Genomic DNA, 22,962 nt, shown 5'->3' with positions numbered 1-22,962 from the left:
GCGCAGGAGCGGCGGACCTGAGGCATACGTGGATCTGCCCGGCCGCCGCCAGACGCCCGGCCAAACCTTGGCCAAAGGGCGTCCCGCCCCGGTCCGTACAGGGCCGGGGCGGTCTAATGTGTGTACACAAGCGCGCCCCCGCCGACGCTTGCGGCGGGGGCGCGTCCCACGGTGTGTACCTCCCCGTACAGGTACCGCGGGCTCGTCGAAGGCGTGGATCGACGGTGCCGGGAGTGGAGCAGCACCGTCCCCTCGCTCACACCTTACTCAGCCGTAAGGTGCGTAGGGAAGGGCCGAAATTGATCTCCTCCGAACGGGTGAGCCGGGGGCGATGTGGACTCTATGTGGACTCCAGCACTGAGGCCCGCCCCGTGTTCGACACGGAACGGGCCTCTGACCTGCGTGCCCCCGGCAGGATTCGAACCTGCGACACCCGCTTTAGGAGAGCGGTGCTCTATCCCCTGAGCTACGAAGGCGTGGCTCAGGACAGGTTAGCGGATGCGGGCGGGGCATGCCGAACGTGTTGGGGTGCGTGGGCGGGTCAGTAGGTCAGGCCGTGGCCGAAGGGGTAGAGCGTGTCGGTCGAGTTCAGGGCCGGGATGGTGACCGGGAGCCTGCCGGCGGGGGAGAGGTCGCCGTAGAGGGTGCGGACGGCGGCCCGGAGGGAGGGCGCGCCGTAGGAGTAGGTGGCGAGGTAGGCCGGGACGTCCGGGAAGTTGCGGATGTCGTACGGGTTGCGGACGGCGATCGCCACGACCGGCTTGCCCGTGTCCATCAGGGCTCGTACCAGGCGGGCCTGGGCGGCGCCCCGGTCGCCGCCCGCGGCGACCGCGTTCACCGCGACCACGACCAGGTCGTGGCGGGCCGCGGCGGTGGCGGCCTCGGTGATGCGGGCCGCGGCCGGGACCGCGCCGGTCTCCAGGGCGGTCGCCGACTGGCCGTCCCGGGCGGCGATGGCGTCGGCGAGGGCCTGGACCGTGCCGACGCCCCAGCCGGTGACCAGGACCGAGCGGGTCGCGGGGGAGAGGGGCAGGAGGGCGCCCTCGTTCCTGACCAGGGTGACCGTGCGGTCGGCGATGGCCTGGGCGGCGGTGGTGTGGCGCTCGTCGCCGACGATCCGCTCCGCGCGCGCCTCGTCCACGTACGGGTCCTTGAGCAGGCCGCGGCGGATCTTGTGCTCCAGGACGCGGACGACGGAGGCGTTCAGGCGTTCCTCGGAGATCTCGCCGCCGCGGACGGCCGCGAGGACGGCGTTGTAGGCGACGTCCATCTTCGGGGCCAGGACGAGTTGGTCGCAGCCGGCCTTGAGCGCCTGGACCGGGGCGACGTCCGGCGGGAACCGGCCCGAGGCGCCCTGCATGTCCAGGGCGTCGGTGACGATCAGGCCGTCGAAGCCCAGTTCCTCGCGGAGCAGGCCGGTGATGATCGGGTGCGACATGGTGGCCGGGACGCCCGTCGGGTCCAGGGCGGGGACCACGATGTGGGCGGTCATGATCGTGTCGACGCCGCGCGCGATGGCGGCCCGGAAGGGCGGCAGGTCGACGCGGTCCAGCTCCTCGCGGGTGTGGTTGATCTGCGGGAGGCCGGTGTGGCTGTCGGTGTCGGTGTCGCCGTGGCCGGGGAAGTGCTTGGCCGCGGAGGCGACCCCGCCGCGGTGGTGGCCCCGTACGGCGGCGCCGACGAGAGCGGAGCACAGGGCCGGGTCGGAGCCGAAGGAGCGGACGCCGATGACCGGGTTGGCGGGATTGACGTTGACGTCGGCGACGGGGGCGTAGTTCTGGGTGATGCCCAGTGCCGCCAGCTCCCGGGCGATGATCTCGGCCGAGCGTCGGGCGTCGTCCTCGGAGCGGCCCGCAGCCAGCGCCATGTTCCCGGGGAGGAGGGTGGCGGGCTCGGTGAGCCGGTAGACGACGCTGCCGCCCTCCTGGTCGATGGAGATCAGCAGCGGCACGCCCGCGCCGGTGGACCGCGCCGCCTTCTGGAGACCGTTGGAGAGGCGGGCGATCTGGCGCGGATCGCGGACGTTGTCGGGGCCGCGGCGGGCGTCGAAGTAGATGACGCCGCCCGCGTGGTACTTCGAGACGACCTCGGCGGGGGTGTCCACGCCGTACAGGGTGCGGTTGCCCTGGGCGGCCTGGTCGGCGGACTGGCCGTACACCTCGACGACGAAGAGCTGCCCGACCTTCTCCTCCAGGGTCATGCGGCGGGCGATGGCCCGGGCCCTGGCGCGCGCGCCCCGGGAGCCGGTGGCGTTCGCGGGGGAGGCGAGGGCGGTGGAGGCGGCCAGCGTCGCGGTCACACCGATCAGGCCGGCGGCGAGGGCTTGTCTGCGGGAGGGGGTCGCGGGCTGCTGCATCGGGGCTCTCCTCACATGGGCGAACGGGACGGGTGGGACGGGCGCGTAAGGAACGGCATGTGGGGATGCCGGAGCCGTGGCGGGCACATCGTTCCAGCGCGCCGGGTTCGCTGCCAGGGGTACGCACGACTGTCAGTGGTCGGGCCATTGACGACGGTGACGAGGCGGGGGCGGAGACGCGGACGGGACGGGGGAGGTGGACGGGGCGGGGAAGGTGCACGGGACGGTGAAAGGGGAGTGATATGTGAGGTTACGGTGCTTTCCGCCCGGAGGCGCGCGGTGCCGTGCGGTGCGGGCAGGCCCCGGCGGCTTCTCGGGCCGGGCGACGTCCCGACGGCGGCCGGCCTTCCCGCGGGGGCCGCGAGACGGATGCCGAAGCGGGTGCGGGGCGGGCGGGACGCGGAAGGAGCCGCCGGTCGCGCGGCCCGGGGGCGACCCGGTCCCCTCTTCCGGGGCAACCGGACGGCGGTGCGGGCCGTCTTCAGAGGGGGAGCGGTCGGGGCCGCCTGCCCGCCACGGTGAGTTTTCTCGATGTCGAGCGTGATCGAGGTCTCATGGACGCGGTGGTGGCGGATGTCCGCCGGTTCCGGAAGACCTTCCTTCGTTTCCGCTCTGACCAGGACTTCTCCGCGTTCCGGCGCGAAGGCCCCCCGTGTGTGGCGGCGCAGAATACCGCATGATCCACGAAAACGATGCCTAGCTTGGGAATTCTGTCCCGATTGCGGTCGTTGTTTCCTTCGGAGCGGGCACCCGAGTGAGGAGACGCCGGGTGGCCGGACCGCCACCGACCAGTTGTAGACCACTCGTAAGGGAGTACGCATGGCAACCCGTGCCGTCGCCCGTCGTCAGGCCGATACCAAGGGCGCTGACGAGGCACGCACTGTACGTACCTCGTCATCCGGGGATGTCGCGGACCGGGACCTGGTCGGCATGTACCTCGACGAGATAGCCCGCACCCCGCTGCTGGACGCGGCGAAGGAGGTCGAGCTCTCGCTGGCCATCGAGGCGGGCGTCTACGCCCAGCAGATCCTCGACGGCGAGGTCGATCCCGTCTCGGAGGACTCGCCGAGCGCGACAGCGACCCGCGAGGAACTCGAGGCGATAGTCGCCGAGGGCGAGCGCGCCAAGGACGTCTTCATCCGTTCCAACCTCCGCCTGGTCGTCGCCGTCGCGCGGCGCTACCCCCGCAGCGGGCTGCCGCTGCTGGACCTGATCCAGGAGGGGAACGCGGGTCTGGTGCGCGCCGTCGAGAAGTTCGACTACCGCAAGGGCTTCAAGTTCTCCACGTACGCGACGTGGTGGATCCGTCAGGCCATCACGCGGTCGATCGCCGACCAGTCGCGCACGATCCGGCTCCCCGTCCACCTGGTGGAGGAGCTGGGCCGCATCCGCCGTGTGCAGCGGGAGTTCAACCGCGAGCACGGGCGGGACCCGGAGCCCGTCGAGATCGCCAAGGAGCTGGGTTCGACCGCCGAGCGCGTCATCGACGTGCTGGACTGGGCGCGCGATCCGGTCAGCCTCAACATGTCGGTGGACGACGAGGGCGAGACACAGTTCGGTGATCTGCTGGAGGACACCTCCGCCACCTCGCCGGAGGACTCCGTGCTCGTGATGTTGCGGCGCGAGGAGCTGGAGGACATGATCGGGCGGCTCGACGACCGCACCGCCTCCATCATCCGGGCGCGCTACGGCATCGAGGACGGACGCGAGCGCACGCTGACCGAGGTGGGCAAGCAGCACGGCCTGACGCGGGAACGCATCCGCCAGATCGAGAAGCACGCCCTGCTGGAACTGAAGAAGATGGCTCGTGACACGGGCTTCGACGCGGCGGCGTGAGCCGGTGCGGCAGGGTGACGCGGCCGTGCCGAGACGTGCCCCCGCCGTACCGCCACCCCCGGAATCACCTCGGACCCAGGGCCCCGGCGCACTCCTTCGAGTGCCGGGGCCCTGCTGTGTCCGGAGACGTGTCCGGTCCGTGTCCGCGGACGTGACCGACCCGCGCCCGGGCGTCCCCCGGTCCGGACCGGCGCGCGGGGTGCGGGAGGTCAGGAACCGGGACCGCGGTAGAGGTCGCGGTACGCCGGGAAGACCCCGCCGGGGCCGTCCACTCCCTCCGCGGCCAGCACCGCCTTCACCACCGCCCGCGTCAGGGTGTCGGCGCCGGCGGCCAGCACGTCGTTGACGTCCCCCGCCTCCGGCGGCCGTGCGCCGGTGGCCAGGGCGAAGACGGTGTCGCCGTCGTTCAGCAGGTGCACCGGACGGATCGCGCGGGCCAGCCCGTCGTGGGAGGTGCCCGCCAGCTTCTGCGCCTGGGCCGGGGAGAGGTCGGCGTCGGTGGCCACCACGGCCAGCGTGGTGTTGAGCGGTGGGTGCACGGTGGCGGCCGAACGGCGCTCCGACTCCTCCCGCGCGGCGGCCAGCCGCCGCTGCGCCTCGGCGTGCTCGGCCTCGGCGGGCAGGACCGGACGCCCCCCGTACAGCTCGCCGTAGAGCGCGCCCGTCGCCGGGTCGAACACCGAACCCACCGCGTTGACCACGGCCAGCGCGCCCACGATCGTCCCCGACGGCAGGACCGTGCTCGCGGTGCCCACGCCGCCCTTGAGACCGCCCGCCACGGCACCCGTCCCGGCGCCGACGTTGCCCTGGGCGACCGGCGCCCCGAGGGCCGTACGGGCCGCGGCCTCGGCCGCCTCGCGACCGAGCGCGGCGTTCGGCCGTGCCCGCCAGGAGCCGCCGCGGCCGAGGTCGAAGAGACAGGCGGCCGGCACCACGGGCACCACCTGCTCCGGGTCGGGGCCGACCCGGAAGCCGCGACCCCGCTCCTCCAGCCACTCCACCACCCCGCAGGCCGCGTCCAGCCCGAAGGCGCTGCCCCCGGTCAGCACCACGGCGTCGATGCGCTGCACCAGATTGCGGGGGTCCAGCGCGTCGGTCTCCCGGGTTCCGGGGCCGCCGCCCCGCACGTCCACGGCGGCCGTCGCCCCGCCCTCCGGGGCGAGGACCACGGTCGTGCCCGTCAACCGGCCGTCGCCGATCCACTGGGCGTGGCCGACCCGCAGGCCCTGTACATCCGTCAGTGCGTCCATGGCGGCCATGATCCCCCGGAGGCGGGCCCGGACCGCCGTACCCTGGGGGCATGGACAACCCCGCCGCGCCCGAGGACTCCGGGCACCGTGACCCGGTCTCCGCGCTGGACTTCACCGATCCGCTGAGCCTGCCGCCGACCGACGAGACCGACCGGGGCTGGGGCGAGGGACCGGCGGCGGGGAGCGACGGCGGCGCGGCCGAGCTGGCCCGCTTCCTGGACGAGAAGCCCCCGCACCACTTCTGAGGCGCACCGCCCTCGACGGGCTCGCGCGGCGGTGCGCCGTACGGCGTCACCGTTGTCCGGAAGCCCCGGACGGCCCCTCCGGACCGGGCCGGTCACCGTTGCCGGAGACCTTGCGCTGCGCGGCCAGGACGGCGGCGTTCGCGGGGCCGTCGCCGTCGTGCCGGCCGGCGAGCAGCGCGTCGCGGATCTCCGTGAGCAGTTCCAGCTCGGTCTTCTCGACCGGGGCCGCCGCGGCCTCCGCCGCGTCCTTGGCGTCCAGCCGCTCCTTGAGCTTGTTCATCGGCACGATCATGAGGAAGTACACGACCGCCGCGGTGATCAGGAAGGTCAGCGAGGCGCTCAGCACCGAACCCCACTTGATCGTGATGCCGTCGACGGCCGCGCCCGTCTTGTCGTCGAACGTGCACGGGCTCTGGAGACAGAACTGGTAGTGCTCCAGGTCCTTGGGACCGATGGAGCCGACCACCGGGTTGATGACGCCTTCCACCACCGTGTTAACGATCTTGGTGAAGGCGGCCCCGACGACGACGGCAACGGCCAACTCGACCACGTTGCCCCGCATCAGGAAGGTCTTGAACCCGGTCAGGACGCCCTGCTTCTCGCTCAACGGACTGCCTCTCTGCCCAACACGCACGCCGACCACTGTCGGAGGAACGCAGCACACGCTGCACGAGCACCGCGCGGGCTGTCCAATCCCGGGGGCGTGGACGAGACGGGTGGGAGGAGGGCGGTGGAGGGGACGCGCGCGCGTCCGCGCGGCCGGCGGCGGTCAGCACAGCGTCACCGCCAGTCGGGAGTGCGCCGCGGCGCCCGCGAGCCGGAGCGCCGTCGGGCGGGGCACCGAGAAGACCACCAGCGCTCCGGCCTCCTCGCCGTGCGCGCCGTCGGGTGAGCCCGCCTCGCCGTCGGGGCCGGGTACGGCGGCCACCCGTACGTTGCGGGCGACGATCCGCGCGCGGCCGGTTCGGGTGTCCGCGGAGTGCTCGTCGGCGGGGGCGGTGGCCAGGACGTCCACCCGGTCCCCGGGCCGCAGCAGCCGCACCACCGCCGCGTCCGGGATCCGCACCGGGGCCTCGACGGTCACGGCGTCCTCCCGGGGTGGGGAACTCCGCTCCCGGAGGGGCGACGGAGGCGGGGGAGCGGGCGGCGGCGCGTCCGTCCGCCCGGCCGCGGACCGGGCCGTGGGGGACGCGTGGTCTCCGCCGGACTCCCCGGGAGGCCCCCAGGCCATGGCCGCCACGGCGGCGACGGCCAGGCACACGGCCACCACCCGCGGCCCCGCGCCGCGCAGGGAGCCGAGCGGGCCGGGCCGCCCCGTGCGCACCGGTTCGAAGTCCGGCACGGCGCAGGAGGGTGGGGGACAGGAGGCCGGAGGAGCCTCGACGGGGAAGGGGGAGCCGGAGGAACCGGAGGAAGGGGACGCATCGGGAGGGTACGGAGAGGGAGGGGAAGAGGGAGCACTGGACATCGCGATCACCGCCTCGTGGTGGAAACCCCTCCACGATGTCCGGTGCCGCGGGAATCCGCCGGGGCCTGTGGACCGTCCACCGGTTGTGGACAACTCGCTCACCCACACGAGCCCCACCCGTCCCATCGGCCGCTCCGCCCGCACACGGGCGGCGAGCGGAGCGGCCGGAGACGGCGATCAGGACGGCGAACGGAGAACGGCGGCCGGACCGGAGACGGACGGCGGTCAGACGGGCGGTCAGACAGCGGTCAGGCGGTCAGGGCAGCGCGATCCCCGGGTCCATCCCGTCCAGCGCCGTCGCGCACGCGCAACTCCGCTCCGCCGGCAGCGCCGCCACGGCGTCGAAGAGCACCTCGCGCAGCCGTCCGACGTTCTCGGCGAAGACCTTCAGGACCTCCTCGTGGGAGACGCCCTCACCGGCCTCCGCACCGGCGTCCAGGTCGGTGACCAGGTTGATCGAGGTGTAGCAGAGGGCGAGTTCGCGGGCGAGGACCGCCTCGGGGTGCCCGGTCATCCCGACCACCGACCAGCCCTGTGCCGCGTGCCGGCGGGACTCCGCGCGGGTCGAGAAGCGGGGCCCCTCGATCACCACCAGCGTGCCGCCGTCCACCGGCTCCCAGCCGCGCCCGCGCGCCGCGGCGATCGCGGCCTTCCGGCCCGCCTCGCAGTAGGGATCGGCGAAGGTCACGTGCAGCACGTTGGGGACCGAGCCGTCGGCCAGGGCCTCGCCGTCGTAGTACGTCTGGACGCGCGACTTCGTGCGGTCCACCAGTTGGTCCGGCACGACCAGCGTGCCCGGCCCGTACTCGGGACGCAGGCCGCCCACCGCGCACGGCCCCAGCACCTGGCGCACGCCGACGGAGCGCAGGGCCCACAGGTTGGCGCGGTAGTTGATCCTGTGCGGGGGCAGGTGGTGCTTGCGTCCGTGCCGCGGCAGGAAGGCCACCCGCCGTCCGGCGACCTCGCCGATGAAGAGGGAGTCGCTCGGTTCGCCGTACGGCGTCTCGACCGTGATCTCCGTCACGTCGTCCAGGAACGAGTAGAACCCGGACCCGCCGATGACGCCTATCTCCGCCTGTGCGCTCATGGCCGTCACCCTAGCCCGCGAACCGCGGACCCCGCCGGGACATCGGTCGCGGCGGGGTTCCGGGGGCGTGCCGGGCCGGCCCGGGCGCGGAGGTCAGGCGGCCGAGGAACCGGCCTTGGACGACGCGCCGGACGAGCCGGAGCCCTCGCTCTTCGAGGTCGAGGACGACGAGGACGACGAGGACGACGAGGGGCTGCTCGACGTGGAGTTGCGGCTGTCGTTCCGGTAGAAGCCGGAGCCCTTGAAGACGATGCCGACCGCCGAGAACACCTTCTTCAGGCGCCCCTTGCAGCTCGGGCACTCGGTGAGCGCGTCGTCGGTGAACTTCTGAACCGCTTCCAGGCCCTCGCCGCACTCGGTGCACTGGTACTGATAGGTCGGCACTTGCTCCTCCTGGCACTCTTACTCGTGGAGTGCTAACGACGCACCATGGTGCAGTATTCCGGCGGCTTAGTCCACCGGAGCCGAGGGACGGTGACCCGTACCACGTGTCACGACCCGTCCGCGCTCCTCCGTCCGGGGGTCGGACGCGTCCGCCGGCTCCAGTCGGCCGCGCAGCGCCGTCACGGTCACCAGGGCCAGGGCCGTCGCGACCAGCGGCACCGTGAAGCCGGCGCTCGCCCCGAAGCCGTCCGCCAGCCGTCCGGCCGCCGTCGCGGCCCCGGCCTGCCCGAGCGCGACCGCGCCGGTCAGCCAGGTGAACGCCTCCGTCCGCAGGGCCGGCGGGGTCAGCCGCTCCACCAGCGTGAAACCGGTGATCAGGCTCGGGCCGATGCCCGCGCCGGCCAGCAGCCCGAGGACGGCCAGCAGCGGCACCGCGTCCACCGCCCACAGCGGCGCGGTGGTCAGCGTCAGCAGGGCGTACGCCACCAGCAGCCGCCGTCGGGGGGCCGACCGCCAGGAGAGGGCGCCGTAGACGAGGCCGGCGAGCATGTTGCCCGCGGCGAAGATCCCGTACAGCACGCCGTTGATGCCCGGCCGTCCGATGTCCTCGGTGAAGGCGGCCAGCGACACCTGCATCCCGCCGAAGACCGCGCCGATGCCCAGGAAGGCGACGATCAGCACCCGCACGCCCGGCACCGACAGCGCCGACGCGTGCTTCTCGCCCTTCGCCCGGGGGCGGCGGTGCGCCGGGGGCTCGGTGTGGCGCCGCGTGGCGAAGAGGAGGCCGCCGACCGTGGTCAGGGCGGCCTCGGCGACCAGTCCGGCGGCCGGGTGCACGCCGGTGCACAGCGCGGTGGCCAGGACCGGGCCGATGACGAAGGTCAGCTCGTCGGTGACCGACTCCAGCGCCGCCGCCGTCGGCAGCAGCCGCGTGCCGTCCGTGCCGTCCGCCCGCGCGCCGCCGAGCAGGTGCGCCCAGCGGGCCCGCACCATCGGGCCTATCTGCGGCACCGAGGCGCCGGCCGGAACGGCGGCGAGCAGCAGCGCCCACAGCGGCGCCCGCGACAGCGCCAGCGCCACCAGCAGGCCGACGGAGGCGGCGTGCAGCACGACGCCGGGCAGCAGGACGGCGCGCTGGCCGAAGCGGTCGGCGAGCCGGCCGCTGCGCGGCGCGAACAGGGCCATCGCGACACCGGTCGTGGCGGACACCGCGCCCGCGGTGCCGAACGACCCGGTGGTGTGCTCCACCAGCAGCACGATGCCGATCGTCAGCATCGCGAAGGGCTGGCGGGCCAGGAAGCCGGGCAGCAGGAACGTCCACGCGCCGGGGGTGCGCAGCAGTTGCCGGTAGCCGGGCTTCCGGCCGGGGTCGCCGGGGGTGGGGGAGACCGAGGAAGTGACCGTGGTGGTCACGACCGGACCTTTCTGCCACCTGGTAGCGCGCCGCGGGCACCGCACGACGGGGTGCGGCGGGGCGCGCCGAGGGCCGTCCTCATCGCGCGCAGCCGTGGCGTGTGGTCAGCCGTGTGGTCGCGCCGGCCCTGCATCAGGCGGAGTCGGAACACCGAAAGTCGGACAAACGTACGGCCACAGGTTAACGGATGGTCTCGGCGGTCTCACCGGTAACGGTGCCGTACGGGTGGCGCACACGGCCTCCGGCGGCCGGCCGCCCGGCCCGCCGGCCCGTCCCCGCCGGCCGTCCACCGGTCCGCCCGCCGCCTCGTTCGCCGGCCGGTCCGGTCAGCGGCCACGCCTCAGGGCCGAACTGCCTCCCGTGCCCAGCCAGCCGGCCAGCTTGCCGCCCCGGCTCACGGCCAGCAGGCGCCGCTCGGTGGCCTCCCGCACCGCGTCGGTGGTGACGACCAGCAGCTCGTCGCCGCGCCGCAGGGCGGTGGTGGGCGTGGGCACGAAGCTGCTGCCCTCCCGCACGACGAGGGTGACCGCCGCGCCCTTCGGCAGCCGGAGCTCGGCCACCTCCACGCCGTGCATCCGCGAACCCTCGGGGACGCCCACCGAGATCAGGTGGCCGCGCAGCCGCTCCAGCGGGGCCGACTCGATGTCCAGGTCCGTCGTGCCCTCGCCCTTGTCCAGGCCGAGCCTCCGGGCGACCCAGGGCAGGGTGGGGCCCTGGAGCAGGGTGAAGACGACCACCAGGACGAAGACGATGTTGAAGATCCGCCGGCTGCCCTGGACCTGGTGCACCATCGGGATCGTGGCCAGGATGATCGGCACCGCGCCGCGCAGCCCCGCCCACGACATCAGCATCTGGTCCCGCCAGGGCAGTCGGAAGGGCCGCGTGCACAGCACCACCGACACCGGCCGGGCCACCAGCGTCAGAACCAGCCCGACGATCAGCGCCGCCCCGAAGTCGCGCAGCAGCTCCGACGGGGTGGCCAGGAGTCCGAGCAGGACGAACAGTCCGATCTGCGCGATCCACGCCATCCCGTCGGCGAAGCCCCGGGTGGCCGGGCGGTGCGGCAGCCTGGCGTTGCCCAGGATCATCGCGGCGACGTAGACCGCCAGGAACCCGCTGCCGTGCGCCAGTGCGCCCCCGGCGTACGCCAGGACGCACAGCGCCATCACCGCGATCGGGTACAGGCCGGAGGCGGGCAGCGCCACCTGCCGCAGCCCGTACTCGCCGAGCTTGCCGACGGCCAACCCCACCACCAGGCCGATCGCCAACTCCAGGACCATCTCCCCGACCAGGGCGTACCAGGTGTGCGTCGGGCCGGTGGTGGAGAAGGCGACGACCAGGATCACCACGGGGGCGTCGTTGAACCCCGACTCCGCCTCCAGCATGCCGGTCAGCCGGTGCGGCAGCGGCACCCTGCGCAGCACGGAGAAGACCGCCGCGGCGTCCGTGGAGGACACCACCGCCCCCATGATCAGCGCCGGCCGCCAGTCGAGCCCCACCAGATAGTGGGCGCCGGCCGCGGTGATCCCCACGCTGATCGCGACGCCGAGGGTGGCGAGCACGGCCGCCGCCGGCACCGCGGGGCGGATCTCGCGCCACTTGGTGCCCAGACCGCCCTCGGCCAGGATCACCACCAGCGCGGCGTAGCCCAGCACCTGGGTCAACTCGGCGTCGTCGAACCGGACGCCGAACTCGTCCTCTCCGATGACGAGCCCGATGCCGAGGTAGATCAGCAGGCTGGGGAGCCCGGTGCGCGAGGAGAGCCTGACCGCCCCGACGGCGACGAGCAGGACGAGCGCGGAGACCAGCATCAGTTCGTTGAGGCGGTCGACAGTCAGGGGCGGATCCTTCCGTGCGGACGGGGCGAAACGGCCGGGATCCGACCGCCGAAAAAAGTCATTCGGTTGCCTAATAATTTACCAGCACTTGAATGTTGCCGTTTCGTTGCACCGGACTCCCTGCGATCTCCCCGGGTGGCTCGTCCTATGGTTGCTCCAGCACTCTGGTCCACCCTGCCCTCGAAGGACAGCGATGCCCGCCAAGAAGACCTCACGACGCGCCCGTCTTTCCGTGATCGCAGTCGTGCTGCTGCTCGTGGCGGGCATCGGCTACGGCACGTTCTGGAGCGTGGACACGGTCCGCGCCTCCTTCCCGCAGACCACCGGCACGCTCCAACTGGACGGCCTCTCCGCTCCGGTGACCGTCAAACGCGACGCCAACGGCATACCCCGGCTCTACGCCGACACCGCCGAGGACCTCTTCCGCGCCCAGGGGTACGTCCACGCCCAGGACCGCTTCTGGGAGATGGACGTGCGGCGGCACCTGACGGCCGGACGCCTGTCGGAGATGTTCGGCGAGAGCCAGGTCGAGACCGACGCCTTCCTGCGCACCCTGGGCTGGCGCGACGTCGCGCAGAAGGAGTACGACACCAAGCTGTCGAAGACGACGAAGCAGTACCTCCTGGCGTACTCCGCGGGCGTCAACGCCTACCTGGCCGGCCGCGGCGCGGAGGAGATCTCCCTGGAGTACGCGGCCCTCGGCTTCACCAACGACTACAAGCCGCAGAAGTGGACGCCGGTGGACTCCGTCGCCTGGCTCAAGGCCATGGCCTGGGACCTGCGCGGCAACATGCGGGACGAGATAGACCGCGCCCTGCTCTCCAGCCGCCTGACGGAGAAGCAGATCGAGGAGCTGTACCCGGAGTACCCGTACGACCGGAACAAGCCGATCGTCGAGAACGGCGCGGTGGACACCGCCACCGGCGAGTTCGACCCGCAGGCCACCTCCTCCGGCACCACCACGCCCCCGAACAGCGGGACGACCGGCCCCGGCGGCGCGACGAACCCCGGCGGCGCGACGAACCCCGACGGAACCGCGGCCACCGACGGAACCACCCCCCAGGGCTCGCCCGACGCCGCCGCCCAGGGCGTCCAAACCCAACTCGCCGCCCTCTCCGACGCCATCGACGAGATCCCCGCCCTGTTCGGCCCCAACGGCAACGGCATCGGCTCCAACTCCTGGGTCGTCTCGGGCGAGTACACGACCACCGGCAAGCCGCTGCTGGCCAACGACCCGCACCTGGCGCCGCAACTGCCCTCGATCTGGTACCAGATGGGCCTGCACTGCAAGACGGTGAGCCAGAAGTGCCCGTTCGACGTGGCGGGCTTCGGCTTCTCCGGCACGCCGGGCGTGATAATCGGCCACAACCAGGACATCTCCTGGGGCTTCACCAACCTGGGCGCCGACGTCACCGACCTGTACCTGGAGAAGATCGAGGACGGGACGTACGTCTACGACGGGAAGCGGGTCCCGTACGAGACCCGCGAGGAGACCATCAAGGTCGCCGGCGGCAAGGACCGGAAGATCACCGTCCGTTCCACCCGCCACGGCCCGATCGTCTCCGACCGCAGCACCGAACTGGGCACCGTCGGCGACCACGCCCCCGTCCAGGACGGCGCTCCCGACCGCGGCAAGGGCTACGCCGTCTCGCTGCGCTGGACGGCGCTGGAGCCCTCCAACACCATGGACGCGATCTTCAAGCTCGACGCCGCGAGGAACTTCACCGAGTTCCGCGCCGCCGCCCGCGACTTCGCCGTCCCCTCGCAGAACCTGATCTACGCCGACACCAAGGGCAACATCGGCTACCAGGCCCCCGGCCTCATCCCGATCCGCGGCGAGGGCGACGGCCGCTACCCGGCGCCCGGCTGGGACCCGGACTACGAGTGGACCGGCTGGATACCCCAGGACGCGCTGCCCTGGGAGTACAACCCCGAGCGCGGCTACATCGTCACCGCCAACCAGGCCGTGATCGACGAGGAGAAGTACCCCCACCTGCTCACCGACGACTGGGGCTACGGCGCCCGCAGCCAGCGGATCAACGACCTCATCCGGTCGAAGATCAAGGACGGCGGCAAGATCTCCATGGACGACATGGCGTCCATGCAGCTCGACAACAGCAGCGAGATCGCCAAGATCCTGGTGCCCTACCTGCTGAAGATCGACGTCGAAGACCCCTACGTCCGCGAGGCGCAGAAGCTCCTGGAGGGCTGGGACTACACCCAGGACGCCGACTCGGCCCCCGCCGCCTACTTCAACGGCGTGTGGCGCAACGTCCTCAAGCTCGCCTTCGGCAACAAGCTCCCCAAGGAGCTCCGGGTCGAGGGCCAGTGCCTGCGGGTCCGCCCGGCGGACGACTCCGGCCCGATCGAGGACCTGGACGGCACCGTCCGCACCGTCCGCGAGTGCGGCCGGCGCTCTCCGGAGTCCGCGCAGCCCGACGGCGGCGACCGCTGGTACGAGGTCGTGCGCACGCTGCTGGAGAAGCCCGACAGCGGCTGGTGGACCCCCGGCAGCCGCTACGAGCAGGGCGACGGCGACCGGGACGCGCTGCTGGAGCGGGCCATGAAGGACGCCCGCTGGGAGCTGACCACCAAGCTCGGCAAGGACATCGAGACCTGGAACTGGGGCCGCCTGCACCGGCTGATGCTCAAGAACCAGACCCTGGGCATCGAGGGACCCGGCTTCCTCCAGCACCTGCTCAACCGCGGTCCGTGGAACCTCGGCGGCGGCGAGGCGGCCGTCAACGCCACCGGCTGGAACGCGGCCGGCGGCTACGAGGTGGTCTGGGTGCCGTCGATGCGGATGGTGGTCAACATGGCCGACCTCGACGAGTCCCGGTGGATCAACCTCACCGGCGCCTCCGGCCACGCCTACCACCCCCACTACGTCGACCAGACGGACCTGTGGGCCGAGGGGAAGATGCTGGACTGGGCGTTCAGCGAGAAGGCCGTCGCGGAAGCGACCGAGGACACCATGGCCCTCACGCCGTGAAGCGGTGCACCCCCTCGGGGGTCACCGCGGCGTGCACGGGCCGGTCGTGGGGCTCGACGGGCACCCGCCCGTCCAGCAGCTCGCCGGCGTGGAGCAGCACCACGCGCGCCGGGCGGGCCCCGGACGCCTCGATGCGGGCCAACGCCCGGTCGTAGCTGCCGCCGCCGCGCCCCAGGCGCGCCCCGCGCCGGTCCACGGCCAGCCCGGGCAGCAGGACGGTGTCGACGGTCGTCACCGCGTCCGGGCCGAGCCGCGGACCGGTGGGCTCCAGCAGCCCCCGGCCGGCGCGCGCCAGCCGGTCCGCGCCCTCGTACGCGGCCCAGTCCAGGTCGTTGTCGGGCAGGAGGACCGGCAGCAGCACCCGTACGCCGCGCTCGCGCAGCGCGTCCAACAGCGCGCGGGTGTCCGGCTCGCGCCCGATCGAGACGTACGCGGCCACCGCGCGCGCCCCGGTCAGCTCGGGCAGTTCCAGGGCGTGCCGGGCCAGCGCCCCGGCGGCCCGCCGCACCTCCTCCTCCGGCAGCGCTGCGCGCGCCGCCAGGAGGGCGCGCCGCAGCGCGCGCTTCCCGGTGTCGGTGGTGGTCTCCGCGTCGCTCACGGTGGTTCGGCTCCCGGCTCGCTCGGTCACGGCGTCGCCCGCCGCAGGCGCATTATCATCCCGGTGGTACGGCGGACCGGCCCCGACCTGCTCCGGGGCGATTCGGCGGCCCCGGAATGATTGTCCGCAAACCGCAACAGACGTGTTGAAGCCGTACGTTGTGTAACAGGGCAGGGGCTAAGGTGCTGAACATGACTACCTCGCGTACACGGATCACCAAGGCCGTGATCCCGGCCGCCGGGCTCGGCACCCGTTTCCTCCCGGCGACGAAGGCCACTCCCAAGGAGATGCTGCCGGTCGTCGACAAGCCCGCGATCCAGTATGTGGTGGAGGAGGCCGTCACGGCCGGGCTCTCCGACGTCCTCATGGTCACGGGCCGCAACAAGCGCCCGCTGGAGGACCACTTCGACCGCAACTACGAGTTGGAGGAGGTCCTGCGGAGGAAGGGGGACGAGACCAAGCTCACCAAGGTCCAGGAGTCCACCGACCTCGCCACCATCCACTACGTGCGCCAGGGCGACCCCAAGGGCCTGGGCCACGCCGTCCTCTGTGCCGCCCCGCACGTCGGCGACCAGCCCTTCGCCGTGCTGCTCGGCGACGACCTGATCGACCCGCGCGACCCGCTGCTGTCCCGGATGATCGAGGTGCAGGCCACCTACGGCGGCAGCGTCGTCGCGCTGCTGGAGGTCGACCCGGAGCACATCCACCTCTACGGCTGCGCCGCGGCCAGGCTCACCGGCGACGACGACGTCGTGCGCGTCTCCGACCTGGTGGAGAAGCCCTCCCGTGAGGATGCCCCCAGCAACCTGGCCATCATCGGCCGCTACGTCCTCGACCCCGCCGTCTTCGAGGTCCTGCGCAAGACCGAGCCCGGACGCGGCGGCGAGATCCAGCTCACCGACGCCCTCCAGACCCTCGCCTCCGACCCCTCCATCGGCGGTCCGGTGCACGGCGTGGTCTTCAAGGGACGCCGCTACGACACCGGCGACCGCGGCGACTACCTGCGGGCCATCGTCAGGCTGGCGTGCGAGCGCGAGGACCTGGGCCCGGACTTCCGACAGTGGCTGCGCGACTTCGTGACCAAGGAGCTGTAGTCACGTGAGCAGGACCTGGTCCGTCGACGAGCACCTGGCCGACGTCCTGCGGTCGGTGCGACCGCTGGACCCCATCGAGCTGCACCTGCTCGACGCCCAGGGCTGCGTGCTGGTCGAGGACGTGCTGGTGGCCACCCCGCTGCCGCCCTTCGACAACAGCTCCATGGACGGGTACGCGGTCCGGGTCGCCGACGTGGAGAAGGCGAGCGAGGCCGACCCGGCGGTGCTGGAGGTCGTCGGGGACGTGGCGGCGGGCACCGGACGGATGCCGAAGATCGGGCCGGGGCAGGCCGCCCGCGTGATGACCGGCGCCCCGCTGCCGCCCGGAGCCGAGGCCGTCGTCCCCGTGGAGTGGACCGACGGCGGCACCGGCGGCGGCCCGGCCGACACCATGGCGGCCCACAGCGCCGACCCGTCCGGCGGGACGGGCGAGGTCCGCGTCCACCGGCCGGTGACGGCCCGGCAGTACGTGCGCGACAAGGGCGGTGACATCCGGGCCGGCGCGGTGGCCCTGGAGGCCGGCACGGTCCTGGGGCCCGCGCAGATCGGCCTGCTCGCGGCCGTCGGCTGCGAGACGGTCACCGTCCGCCCGCGCCCGCGCGTGGTCGTGCTCTCCACCGGCAGCGAACTCGTCCGGCCCGGCTCCCCGCTGGGCCCGGGCCAGATCCACGACTCCAACAGCTACGCCCTGACCGCCGCCGCCCGGGCCGCGGGCGCCATCGCCTACCGGGTCGGCGCGGTGGCCGACGACGCCGAGACCCTGCGCACGGTGATCGAGGACCAGCTCGTCCGCGCCGACGCCGTCGTCACCAGCGGCGGCGTGAGCGTGGGCGCGTACGACGTGGTGAAGGAGGCGCTCTCCGACCTCGACGGCACCGTGCTGGGCGGCGCCGACCTGACGGAGCCGGAGGAGCCCGGGGAGTCCTCGGACGCCCCCGAGCACGAGAAGCCGGCCGCGCCCGTCCGGAGCGTGGAGTTCCGCAGGCTCGCCATGCAACCCGGCAAGCCCCAGGGCTTCGGTCTGGTCGGCCCCGAGGGCATCCCGCTGTTCGCCCTGCCCGGCAACCCGGTCAGCTCCTACGTCTCCTTCGAGCTGTTCGTCCGCCCGGCCCTGCGCGCCCTGATGGGACTGGCGCCCGTCTCCCGGCCCACCGTCCGCGCGCGCCTGGAGTGCGAGGAGCCGATCGGCTCCCCGGCCGGGAAGCGGCAGTTCCTGCGCGGCCGGTACGAGCCGCCGGGCGAGGGCGAGCGGATCGGCACGGTGCGTCCGGTGGGCGGCGCGGGCTCCCACCTGCTCGGCTCCCTGGCCCGCGCCGACGCGCTGATCGTCGTACCCGAGCGGACCACCGAAGTCGCCCGGGGCGACGAACTGGACGTCGTGCCTCTGGACGGAGCCGACTGACCCCGACGCCCTGCGGGTACCGTTGTCGTCCGACACGGAGCGACGCGGGAGTGTGATGAACAGCGCGCCACAGGGGAGCACCCCCGGCACCACCGGCGGCCTCACCCACATCGACGAGGCGGGCGCCGCCCGGATGGTCGACGTCTCGGCCAAGGAGGTCACCACCCGCACCGCGCGCGCGACCGGCCGCGTGCTCGTCTCGCCGCGCGTGGTGGAGCTGCTGCGGGGCGAGGGCGTGCCGAAGGGCGACGCGCTCGCCGTCGCCCGCATCGCCGGGATCATGGGCGCCAAGCGGACCCCCGACCTCGTACCGCTGTGCCACCCGCTGGCCCTGTCCGGGGTGAAGGTCGACCTGTCCGTCGCGGACGGAGCCGTGGAGATCGCGGCGACGGTGCGGACCACCGACCGCACCGGGGTGGAGATGGAGGCGCTGACGGCCGTGTCGGTGGCGGCGCTGACCGTCGTGGACATGGTCAAGGCCGTGGACAAGGGCGCCGTCATCACGGACGTGCGGGTGGAGGAGAAGACCGGAGGCGCCTCGGGGGAGTGGAGGCGGGACCAGTGAGCGACACCGGCGAGCGGACCGGCACGCGGGGCCGTGCCCTGGCCGTCACCGTCTCCAACCGCGCCGCAGCGGGCGTCTACGCCGACACCACCGGACCGCTGCTGGTCAAGGCCCTGGCCGAACTGGGCTTCGCCGCCGACGGCCCCCGCGTCGTCCCGGACGGCGAGCCCGTGGCGGAGGCGCTGCGCGCCGCCGTCGCCGCCTCCTACGACGTGGTGCTCACCACCGGCGGCACCGGCATCTCGCCGACCGACCGAACGCCGGAGATGACCCGGCGCGTGCTGGACTACGAGATCCCGGGCATCCCCGAGGCCATCCGCGCCGCCGGGCTCGCCACGGTGCCCACCGCCGCGCTCTCGCGCGGCACCGCGGGCGTCGCGGGCACGACGCTGATCGTCAACCTCCCCGGCTCCACCGGGGGCGTGCGCGACGGACTGGCCGTCCTGGAGCGCCTGTTGGCGCACGCGGTGGACCAGATCCGCGGCGGCGACCACCCACGGCGGGACACCCGTCCGGAGGGCGGCCGTCCGGGGAAGGACCATCCGGAGAAAGGCCATTCGGGGAACGGCCGTCCGCAGGACGGAACGAGAGAGGAACCGAACTGAACGCCCCCTGGCCGGTCGAACTGACGGACGGTGACGTCACCCTCCGTCCCATAAGGCTGCGCGACCACCGCGCCTGGCGCGAGGTGAACCAGCGCAACCGGGACTGGCTGCGCCCCTGGGAGGCCACCATCCCGCCCGTCCTGCCCGGCCATCTGCCGCCGCGGCGCCCGACGTACCGGCAGATGGTCCGCCACCTGCGGGCGGAGGCGCAGGCGGGCCGGATGCTGCCGTTCGTGATCGAGTACCGGGGACGGCTGGCCGGACAGTTGACGGTCGCCGGAATCACCTGGGGCTCGATGTGTTCGGGGCACATCGGTTACTGGGTCGACCGCGAGGTGGCGGGCCGCGGCGTGATGCCGACGGCCGTCGCGCTCGCCGTGGACCACTGCTTCCACGTGGTCGGACTCCACCGGATCGAGGTCTGCATCCGCCCCGAGAACGGGCCGAGCCGCCGCGTGGTGGAGAAACTCGGATTCCGCGAAGAGGGCCTCCGGCCGCGTTATCTGCACATCGACGGCGCCTGGCGCGACCACCTGGTGTACGCCCTGACCACGGAGGACGTCCCCGAAGGGCTGCTGACCCGCTGGCATCGGCGCACGAGTCCCGGAACTCCGCGGAAATAAAATAAACGTTCGATTTTATCCACGGGGTGGACATCTTCCGGTCGACGGTCGGACATATCCGCGAACTCCGAGCGCAACAATCACAAAAAACGGTAGGGATATCAGCCAGATCGTGCGACACACCGCGCCAATTGGCGTATGGGCCTCGGCAAACCCCTCTACCGTGTGAGACGTGAGCAGCAGCGGCCTCATCTACGCAGTCATCGTCGGGGCCTGGGCCGCCTACCTGGTGCCGATGTGGCTCCGTCGGCAGGACGAACTCAACGAGGCTCGTCCCACCGAGCGTTTCAGCACCGCCATCCGGCTGCTGTCCGGCCGGGCGGGGATGGAGCGCCGGTACGCCAAGGACCTCAGGGAGGCGGCCGAACGCGAGGAGGACGGTCCGGCGGACCTCGCGGCCACCGACGAGGACGTCACAGGGCTGCCCGCGGACGGCGTGGACGTCCGGGCCCTCGCCAACCCCGTGACCGAGCGGCACGAGGTCCCCGGACCGGCGACCATGGCGCGCTCCGAGGCCCCCACCGAGGTGCGCCGCCCGGCGACCGCGGTCCGCGCCGACCACACCGGCACGGCGGGACGCACCCGGCGGGCCAAGCTGCTCGCCCGGCGCCGGCGCACCACGATGGTGCTCTTCCTCGCCTTCACGCTCGGCGCGATCGTCGCCGCGGTCGGCGGCATCGCCTTCCTGTGGGCCCCCGCGATCCCCGCCGGGCTGCTGAGCGCGTACATCGCCCACATGCGCGCCCAGGAGCGCCGCCGCTTCGCCTTCGTCATGGACCAGCGCCGGGCCGAGGCCGCCGCCCGCCGGCTGCGCGAGCGTCGGACGGTCCCCGCCGAGCCGGCTCCGGAACCGGCCCCCGAGCCCGTCGCGCCCTCCCCGGAGGCCGCCGCCGAACGGCAGATCCTGGTGGAGCAGACCGACCACGCCGAATGGGTGGACTCCCAGCGCCGCGAGCGCGCCCCCGGCCCGGCGGACGGCGGCTGGGAGCCCACCCCCGTGCCGCTGCCCACCTACGTCAACGCCCCGGTCGCCCCGCGCACCGCGCACGGCGTGGACCTCGGCGCCCCGGACACCTGGAGCTCGGCCCGCTCCACCACGGCCTCCTCCGCCCCGGCCGCCGCCCCGGGGCAGCCCTCGGCGGACCGGCCCCCGGCCTCGGCCCCGCGCAGGCAGACGCCGCTGTTCGACCAGTACGCCGACGAGGACCGCCCCCGCGCCGCCAACGAGTGACCCACCCCACACCGGGGCGGCGTCCACGGTGACCAGCGCGGAACGGATTTCCGCGCACGCCGCTGGGGATGCTAGGGTTTCACCCGTTGCAAGGGCCTGTAGCGCAGTCCGGTAGCGCACCTCGTTCGCATCGAGGGGGTCAGGGGTTCAAATCCCCTCAGGTCCACATCGCACGACGAAGCCCCCTCCGGGACTCCCGGAGGGGGCTTCGTCGTGCTGCCCGAAGACCGTCGGCGATGCTCCCCGCCCCGCGACAGCGGCGCCCCCGGCGTCTGTCGCCACACGCCCCCGTCGGCTGCCCGGCGCGGAAGGGGGGGCGTGATGTCCCACGAGCGGCGCGCGGGCGTTTCCGCCGCCCGAATGCGGTCTCCCGCGTGTGGTGTCGCCCCGCGCGGGCCCGACGGAGCGTCCGTCGGAAGGAGGACTTTGGGCCTCGACGAGCACGCTGACCGGTTGGATAAGATCAAATCCCATACGGACAAACCTTTTTGACTGGTAGTCATAAAGGCGGCGCGTCCTTCCGCCACCACACCCGACATGCGAAAGCGGCTGCGTATGAGTCCCCCTTCCCCTGCCCGCGCGGCGGTGCACCCGCAGTGGATGACGTGGCTTCTGGCCCTGGCCCTGGCGACCGGAGTGGCCACCGCCCAGGTGGCGGCGTGGCGGGTGTGGCCGCCGGTGGCGGCCGGGGCGGTGTCCCTCGCCACGGTGGGGCTGGTCCTCTGCCTGGGCCGGCTGTGGCAGCGGCACTCCGCGGCCGTCCGCGAGCTGGAGAGGGCGAAGGCCGAGCACGCCGCCGAGGTCGAGGGCGTCCACGCCCGGTGGCAGGACTGGGCCCGGGGCCAGGCCGACGCGATGGACAAGGCGCTGAGCGTGTGGAGCGACCGGCTCCGCGAGGTGCTGGACGGGCAGGAGCCGCCGGAGGCGCAGGAGTACCCGGGCGTCGACGAGCGGGTCCAGGAGTTCCTGAGGAAGGCGCTCCAGGACGTGGCCGAGACGACCGCGGACCACCAGGACGCCTACGAGCACGCCCTGAAGACCCTGGCACAGCGGCTGCAGAGCGGGGCGTTGCGCGTCCAGAAGGAGGCCGCCGAGCTGGTCGCGAGCCGCGACCTGGCACTGGTCGAACTGGGCATGCGCATCGACCACCAGGCGACCCACCTGTCCCACCTGGCCCAGGGCGTGAGAATCCTGTGCGGCGAGTGGACCGGACAGCAGTGGCGGCAGACCGTACCGCTCACGGACGTCGTCCGCGCCGCCTCCGGCCGGATCACCGAGTTCCGCCGGGTGGAGGTCAGCGGCGAGCCGGACATGGGCGTGTCCCCCTACGCGGCCGAGTGGCTGATCCACCTCGTCGCGGAACTCCTGGCGAACGCCACCACCTTCTCGCCGCCGCCGGCGAGCGTCGGGGTGCAGGTGGAACTGGTCCAGCGGGGAGTGGTCATCCAGATCGACGACCGCGGTCTGGGGATGACCGAGAGCCAGTTGGAGAAGGCCCGCCGGATCGTCGGCGGTGAGCGCGTGATCACCCTGCGGGAGCTGGACGACCCGCAGACCGGACTCGCCGTGGTCGGCCGCATCGCCCACCAGTTCGGCATCGAGGTCGGTCTCGACCGGTCCCCGTACGGAGGGCTGCGCGTGGTGGTCCTGGTGCCCCACGACATCCTGGAGCCGGTCGAGCCCGCCGACGCGGCGCCGCCCGTACGGGAGGAGACGCCCGCCGTGTCCGCGGAAGCCCCCGAGCCCGCCGCGCCGAGCGGCCCCGTGCCGCTCCGGACGGCGCAGCAGGCCACGTCGGGCCTGCCCAAACGCCGCTCCCGCCGCGCGTCCACGGCGCCCGACGGCGCCCCGACGGCCGTCCGACACGAAATCCCGGAGACCGATCCGGCCCAGGCCGGTGCCTTCCTGGCCGGATTCATCAACGCCGGCCGCGACGTCCCCGCAACCGGTACCGAACCGTCCGAAAGAGACTGA

Annotated in this window: 19 protein-coding genes and 2 tRNA genes; 11 read left to right on the top strand and 10 right to left on the bottom strand. The window is 73.1% G+C overall.

Annotated elements, in window-relative coordinates; all coding sequences use genetic code 11:
- Window positions 1–403 precede the first annotated feature (403 nt).
- Together ABD335_RS22900 and ABD335_RS22895 are read right to left on the bottom strand one after the other, a co-directional pair.
- Window positions 404–476 (bottom strand) — tRNA-Arg (locus tag ABD335_RS22900).
- Between the two features lie 65 nt (window positions 477–541).
- A complete protein-coding gene (locus ABD335_RS22895; protein ID WP_344326618.1) occupies window positions 542–2,356 on the bottom strand; it encodes a glycoside hydrolase family 3 protein in 1,815 nt (604 codons plus the stop codon).
- 819 nt (window positions 2,357–3,175) lie between these two features.
- Between ABD335_RS22895 and ABD335_RS22890 the strand changes: the two genes are divergently transcribed.
- Window positions 3,176–4,192, top strand: coding sequence for a sigma-70 family RNA polymerase sigma factor (locus ABD335_RS22890; protein WP_344326615.1), 1,017 nt, complete (start codon window positions 3,176–3,178; stop codon window positions 4,190–4,192).
- A gap of 209 nt (window positions 4,193–4,401) precedes the next feature.
- On the opposite strand, the gene ABD335_RS22885 is transcribed toward ABD335_RS22890, so the two are convergent.
- Window positions 4,402–5,451 (bottom strand): P1 family peptidase, encoded by a 1,050-nt coding sequence (locus tag ABD335_RS22885; protein WP_344326613.1) that lies wholly within the window; start codon window positions 5,449–5,451, stop codon window positions 4,402–4,404.
- Between the two features lie 41 nt (window positions 5,452–5,492).
- Between ABD335_RS22885 and ABD335_RS22880 the strand changes: the two genes are divergently transcribed.
- Window positions 5,493–5,687: a hypothetical protein gene (locus ABD335_RS22880; RefSeq protein WP_344326611.1), complete on the top strand. Its 195-nt coding sequence runs from the start codon at window positions 5,493–5,495 to the stop codon at window positions 5,685–5,687.
- Window positions 5,688–5,733: 46 nt separating this feature from the next.
- Here the strand turns inward: ABD335_RS22880 and mscL are convergent, their stop codons facing one another.
- From mscL to ABD335_RS22850, 6 genes are all read right to left on the bottom strand, one after another.
- Entirely contained in the window at window positions 5,734–6,294 is a 561-nt protein-coding gene (mscL, locus tag ABD335_RS22875; RefSeq protein ID WP_344326609.1) for a large conductance mechanosensitive channel protein MscL, read from the bottom strand.
- 162 nt (window positions 6,295–6,456) lie between these two features.
- Window positions 6,457–7,029, bottom strand: coding sequence for an RcpC/CpaB family pilus assembly protein (locus tag ABD335_RS22870; RefSeq protein WP_344326607.1), 573 nt, complete (start codon window positions 7,027–7,029; stop codon window positions 6,457–6,459).
- 382 nt (window positions 7,030–7,411) lie between these two features.
- The gene (locus ABD335_RS22865) at window positions 7,412–8,242 is read right to left on the bottom strand and encodes an S-methyl-5'-thioadenosine phosphorylase (RefSeq protein ID WP_344326604.1); all 831 of its coding nucleotides are present in this window, start codon (window positions 8,240–8,242) and stop codon (window positions 7,412–7,414) included.
- A 93-nt stretch (window positions 8,243–8,335) separates the two neighbouring features.
- Window positions 8,336–8,626, bottom strand: a complete 291-nt coding sequence (locus tag ABD335_RS22860) for an FmdB family zinc ribbon protein (RefSeq protein ID WP_344326602.1) — start codon at window positions 8,624–8,626, stop codon at window positions 8,336–8,338.
- Between the two features lie 66 nt (window positions 8,627–8,692).
- Window positions 8,693–10,039, bottom strand: a complete 1,347-nt coding sequence (locus ABD335_RS22855) for an MFS transporter (protein WP_344326601.1) — start codon at window positions 10,037–10,039, stop codon at window positions 8,693–8,695.
- Between the two features lie 327 nt (window positions 10,040–10,366).
- Window positions 10,367–11,851: a potassium/proton antiporter gene (locus ABD335_RS22850; protein ID WP_344326599.1), complete on the bottom strand. Its 1,485-nt coding sequence runs from the start codon at window positions 11,849–11,851 to the stop codon at window positions 10,367–10,369.
- A gap of 220 nt (window positions 11,852–12,071) precedes the next feature.
- Between ABD335_RS22850 and ABD335_RS22845 the strand changes: the two genes are divergently transcribed.
- Complete coding sequence (locus ABD335_RS22845) at window positions 12,072–14,870, top strand: penicillin acylase family protein (RefSeq protein WP_344326597.1); 2,799 nt, start codon at window positions 12,072–12,074, stop codon at window positions 14,868–14,870.
- On the opposite strand, the gene ABD335_RS22840 is transcribed toward ABD335_RS22845, so the two are convergent.
- Window positions 14,860–15,468, bottom strand: coding sequence for a 5-formyltetrahydrofolate cyclo-ligase (locus ABD335_RS22840; protein WP_344326595.1), 609 nt, complete (start codon window positions 15,466–15,468; stop codon window positions 14,860–14,862). The two genes, ABD335_RS22845 and ABD335_RS22840, sit on opposite strands and share 11 nt — an antisense overlap.
- Window positions 15,469–15,659: 191 nt before the next feature.
- Here ABD335_RS22840 and galU point away from each other — a divergent pair, with 191 nt between their 5' ends.
- From galU to ABD335_RS22800, 8 genes are all read left to right on the top strand, one after another.
- Window positions 15,660–16,562 (top strand): UTP--glucose-1-phosphate uridylyltransferase GalU, encoded by a 903-nt coding sequence (gene galU / locus ABD335_RS22835; RefSeq protein ID WP_344326592.1) that lies wholly within the window; start codon window positions 15,660–15,662, stop codon window positions 16,560–16,562.
- 4 nt (window positions 16,563–16,566) lie between these two features.
- A complete protein-coding gene (locus ABD335_RS22830; protein WP_344326590.1) occupies window positions 16,567–17,964 on the top strand; it encodes a molybdopterin molybdotransferase MoeA in 1,398 nt (465 codons plus the stop codon).
- 55 nt (window positions 17,965–18,019) lie between these two features.
- The gene (gene moaC, locus ABD335_RS22825; RefSeq protein ID WP_344326588.1) at window positions 18,020–18,529 is read left to right on the top strand and encodes a cyclic pyranopterin monophosphate synthase MoaC; all 510 of its coding nucleotides are present in this window, start codon (window positions 18,020–18,022) and stop codon (window positions 18,527–18,529) included.
- Window positions 18,526–19,134 carry a MogA/MoaB family molybdenum cofactor biosynthesis protein gene (locus ABD335_RS22820; protein WP_344326586.1) on the top strand — a complete coding sequence of 203 codons (609 nt, stop codon included), beginning with the start codon at window positions 18,526–18,528 and terminating at the stop codon, window positions 19,132–19,134. The genes moaC and ABD335_RS22820 overlap by 4 nt, the downstream gene beginning before the upstream one ends.
- On the top strand, window positions 19,131–19,757 hold the full coding sequence (locus ABD335_RS22815) for a GNAT family N-acetyltransferase (RefSeq protein WP_344326876.1): 627 nt from the start codon (window positions 19,131–19,133) through the stop codon (window positions 19,755–19,757). The genes ABD335_RS22820 and ABD335_RS22815 overlap by 4 nt, the downstream gene beginning before the upstream one ends.
- Before the next feature lie 172 nt (window positions 19,758–19,929).
- On the top strand, window positions 19,930–20,988 hold the full coding sequence (gene sepX, locus ABD335_RS22810; protein ID WP_344326584.1) for a divisome protein SepX/GlpR: 1,059 nt from the start codon (window positions 19,930–19,932) through the stop codon (window positions 20,986–20,988).
- Window positions 20,989–21,080: 92 nt separating this feature from the next.
- Window positions 21,081–21,154 (top strand) — tRNA-Ala (locus ABD335_RS22805).
- A 434-nt stretch (window positions 21,155–21,588) separates the two neighbouring features.
- Window positions 21,589–22,962, top strand: a complete 1,374-nt coding sequence (locus tag ABD335_RS22800) for a sensor histidine kinase (RefSeq protein ID WP_344326581.1) — start codon at window positions 21,589–21,591, stop codon at window positions 22,960–22,962.

The organism is Streptomyces macrosporus (assembly GCF_039533145.1).
Classification (GTDB): Bacteria; Actinomycetota; Actinomycetes; order Streptomycetales; family Streptomycetaceae; genus Streptomyces; species Streptomyces macrosporus.
The sequence above is the reverse complement of the archived record's forward strand: the minus strand, read 5'-3'. Positions and strand labels throughout refer to the sequence as shown.

What these genes read in the sequence shown, in the direction of transcription:
- ABD335_RS22845 (WP_344326597.1), top strand. Translation starts at nt 12,072, where the DNA reads ATGCCCGCCAAGAAGACCTCACGACGCGCCCGTCTTTCCGTGATCGCA.
- ABD335_RS22880 (WP_344326611.1), top strand. Translation starts at nt 5,493, where the DNA reads ATGGACAACCCCGCCGCGCCCGAGGACTCCGGGCACCGTGACCCGGTC.
- ABD335_RS22890 (WP_344326615.1), top strand. Translation starts at nt 3,176, where the DNA reads ATGGCAACCCGTGCCGTCGCCCGTCGTCAGGCCGATACCAAGGGCGCT.
- ABD335_RS22865 (WP_344326604.1), bottom strand. Translation starts at nt 8,242, where the DNA reads ATGAGCGCACAGGCGGAGATAGGCGTCATCGGCGGGTCCGGGTTCTAC.
- ABD335_RS22895 (WP_344326618.1), bottom strand. Translation starts at nt 2,356, where the DNA reads ATGCAGCAGCCCGCGACCCCCTCCCGCAGACAAGCCCTCGCCGCCGGC.
- ABD335_RS22800 (WP_344326581.1), top strand. Translation starts at nt 21,589, where the DNA reads ATGACGTGGCTTCTGGCCCTGGCCCTGGCGACCGGAGTGGCCACCGCC.
- ABD335_RS22850 (WP_344326599.1), bottom strand. Translation starts at nt 11,851, where the DNA reads ATGCTGGTCTCCGCGCTCGTCCTGCTCGTCGCCGTCGGGGCGGTCAGG.
- galU (WP_344326592.1), top strand. Translation starts at nt 15,660, where the DNA reads ATGACTACCTCGCGTACACGGATCACCAAGGCCGTGATCCCGGCCGCC.
- moaC (WP_344326588.1), top strand. Translation starts at nt 18,020, where the DNA reads ATGAACAGCGCGCCACAGGGGAGCACCCCCGGCACCACCGGCGGCCTC.
- ABD335_RS22885 (WP_344326613.1), bottom strand. Translation starts at nt 5,451, where the DNA reads ATGGCCGCCATGGACGCACTGACGGATGTACAGGGCCTGCGGGTCGGC.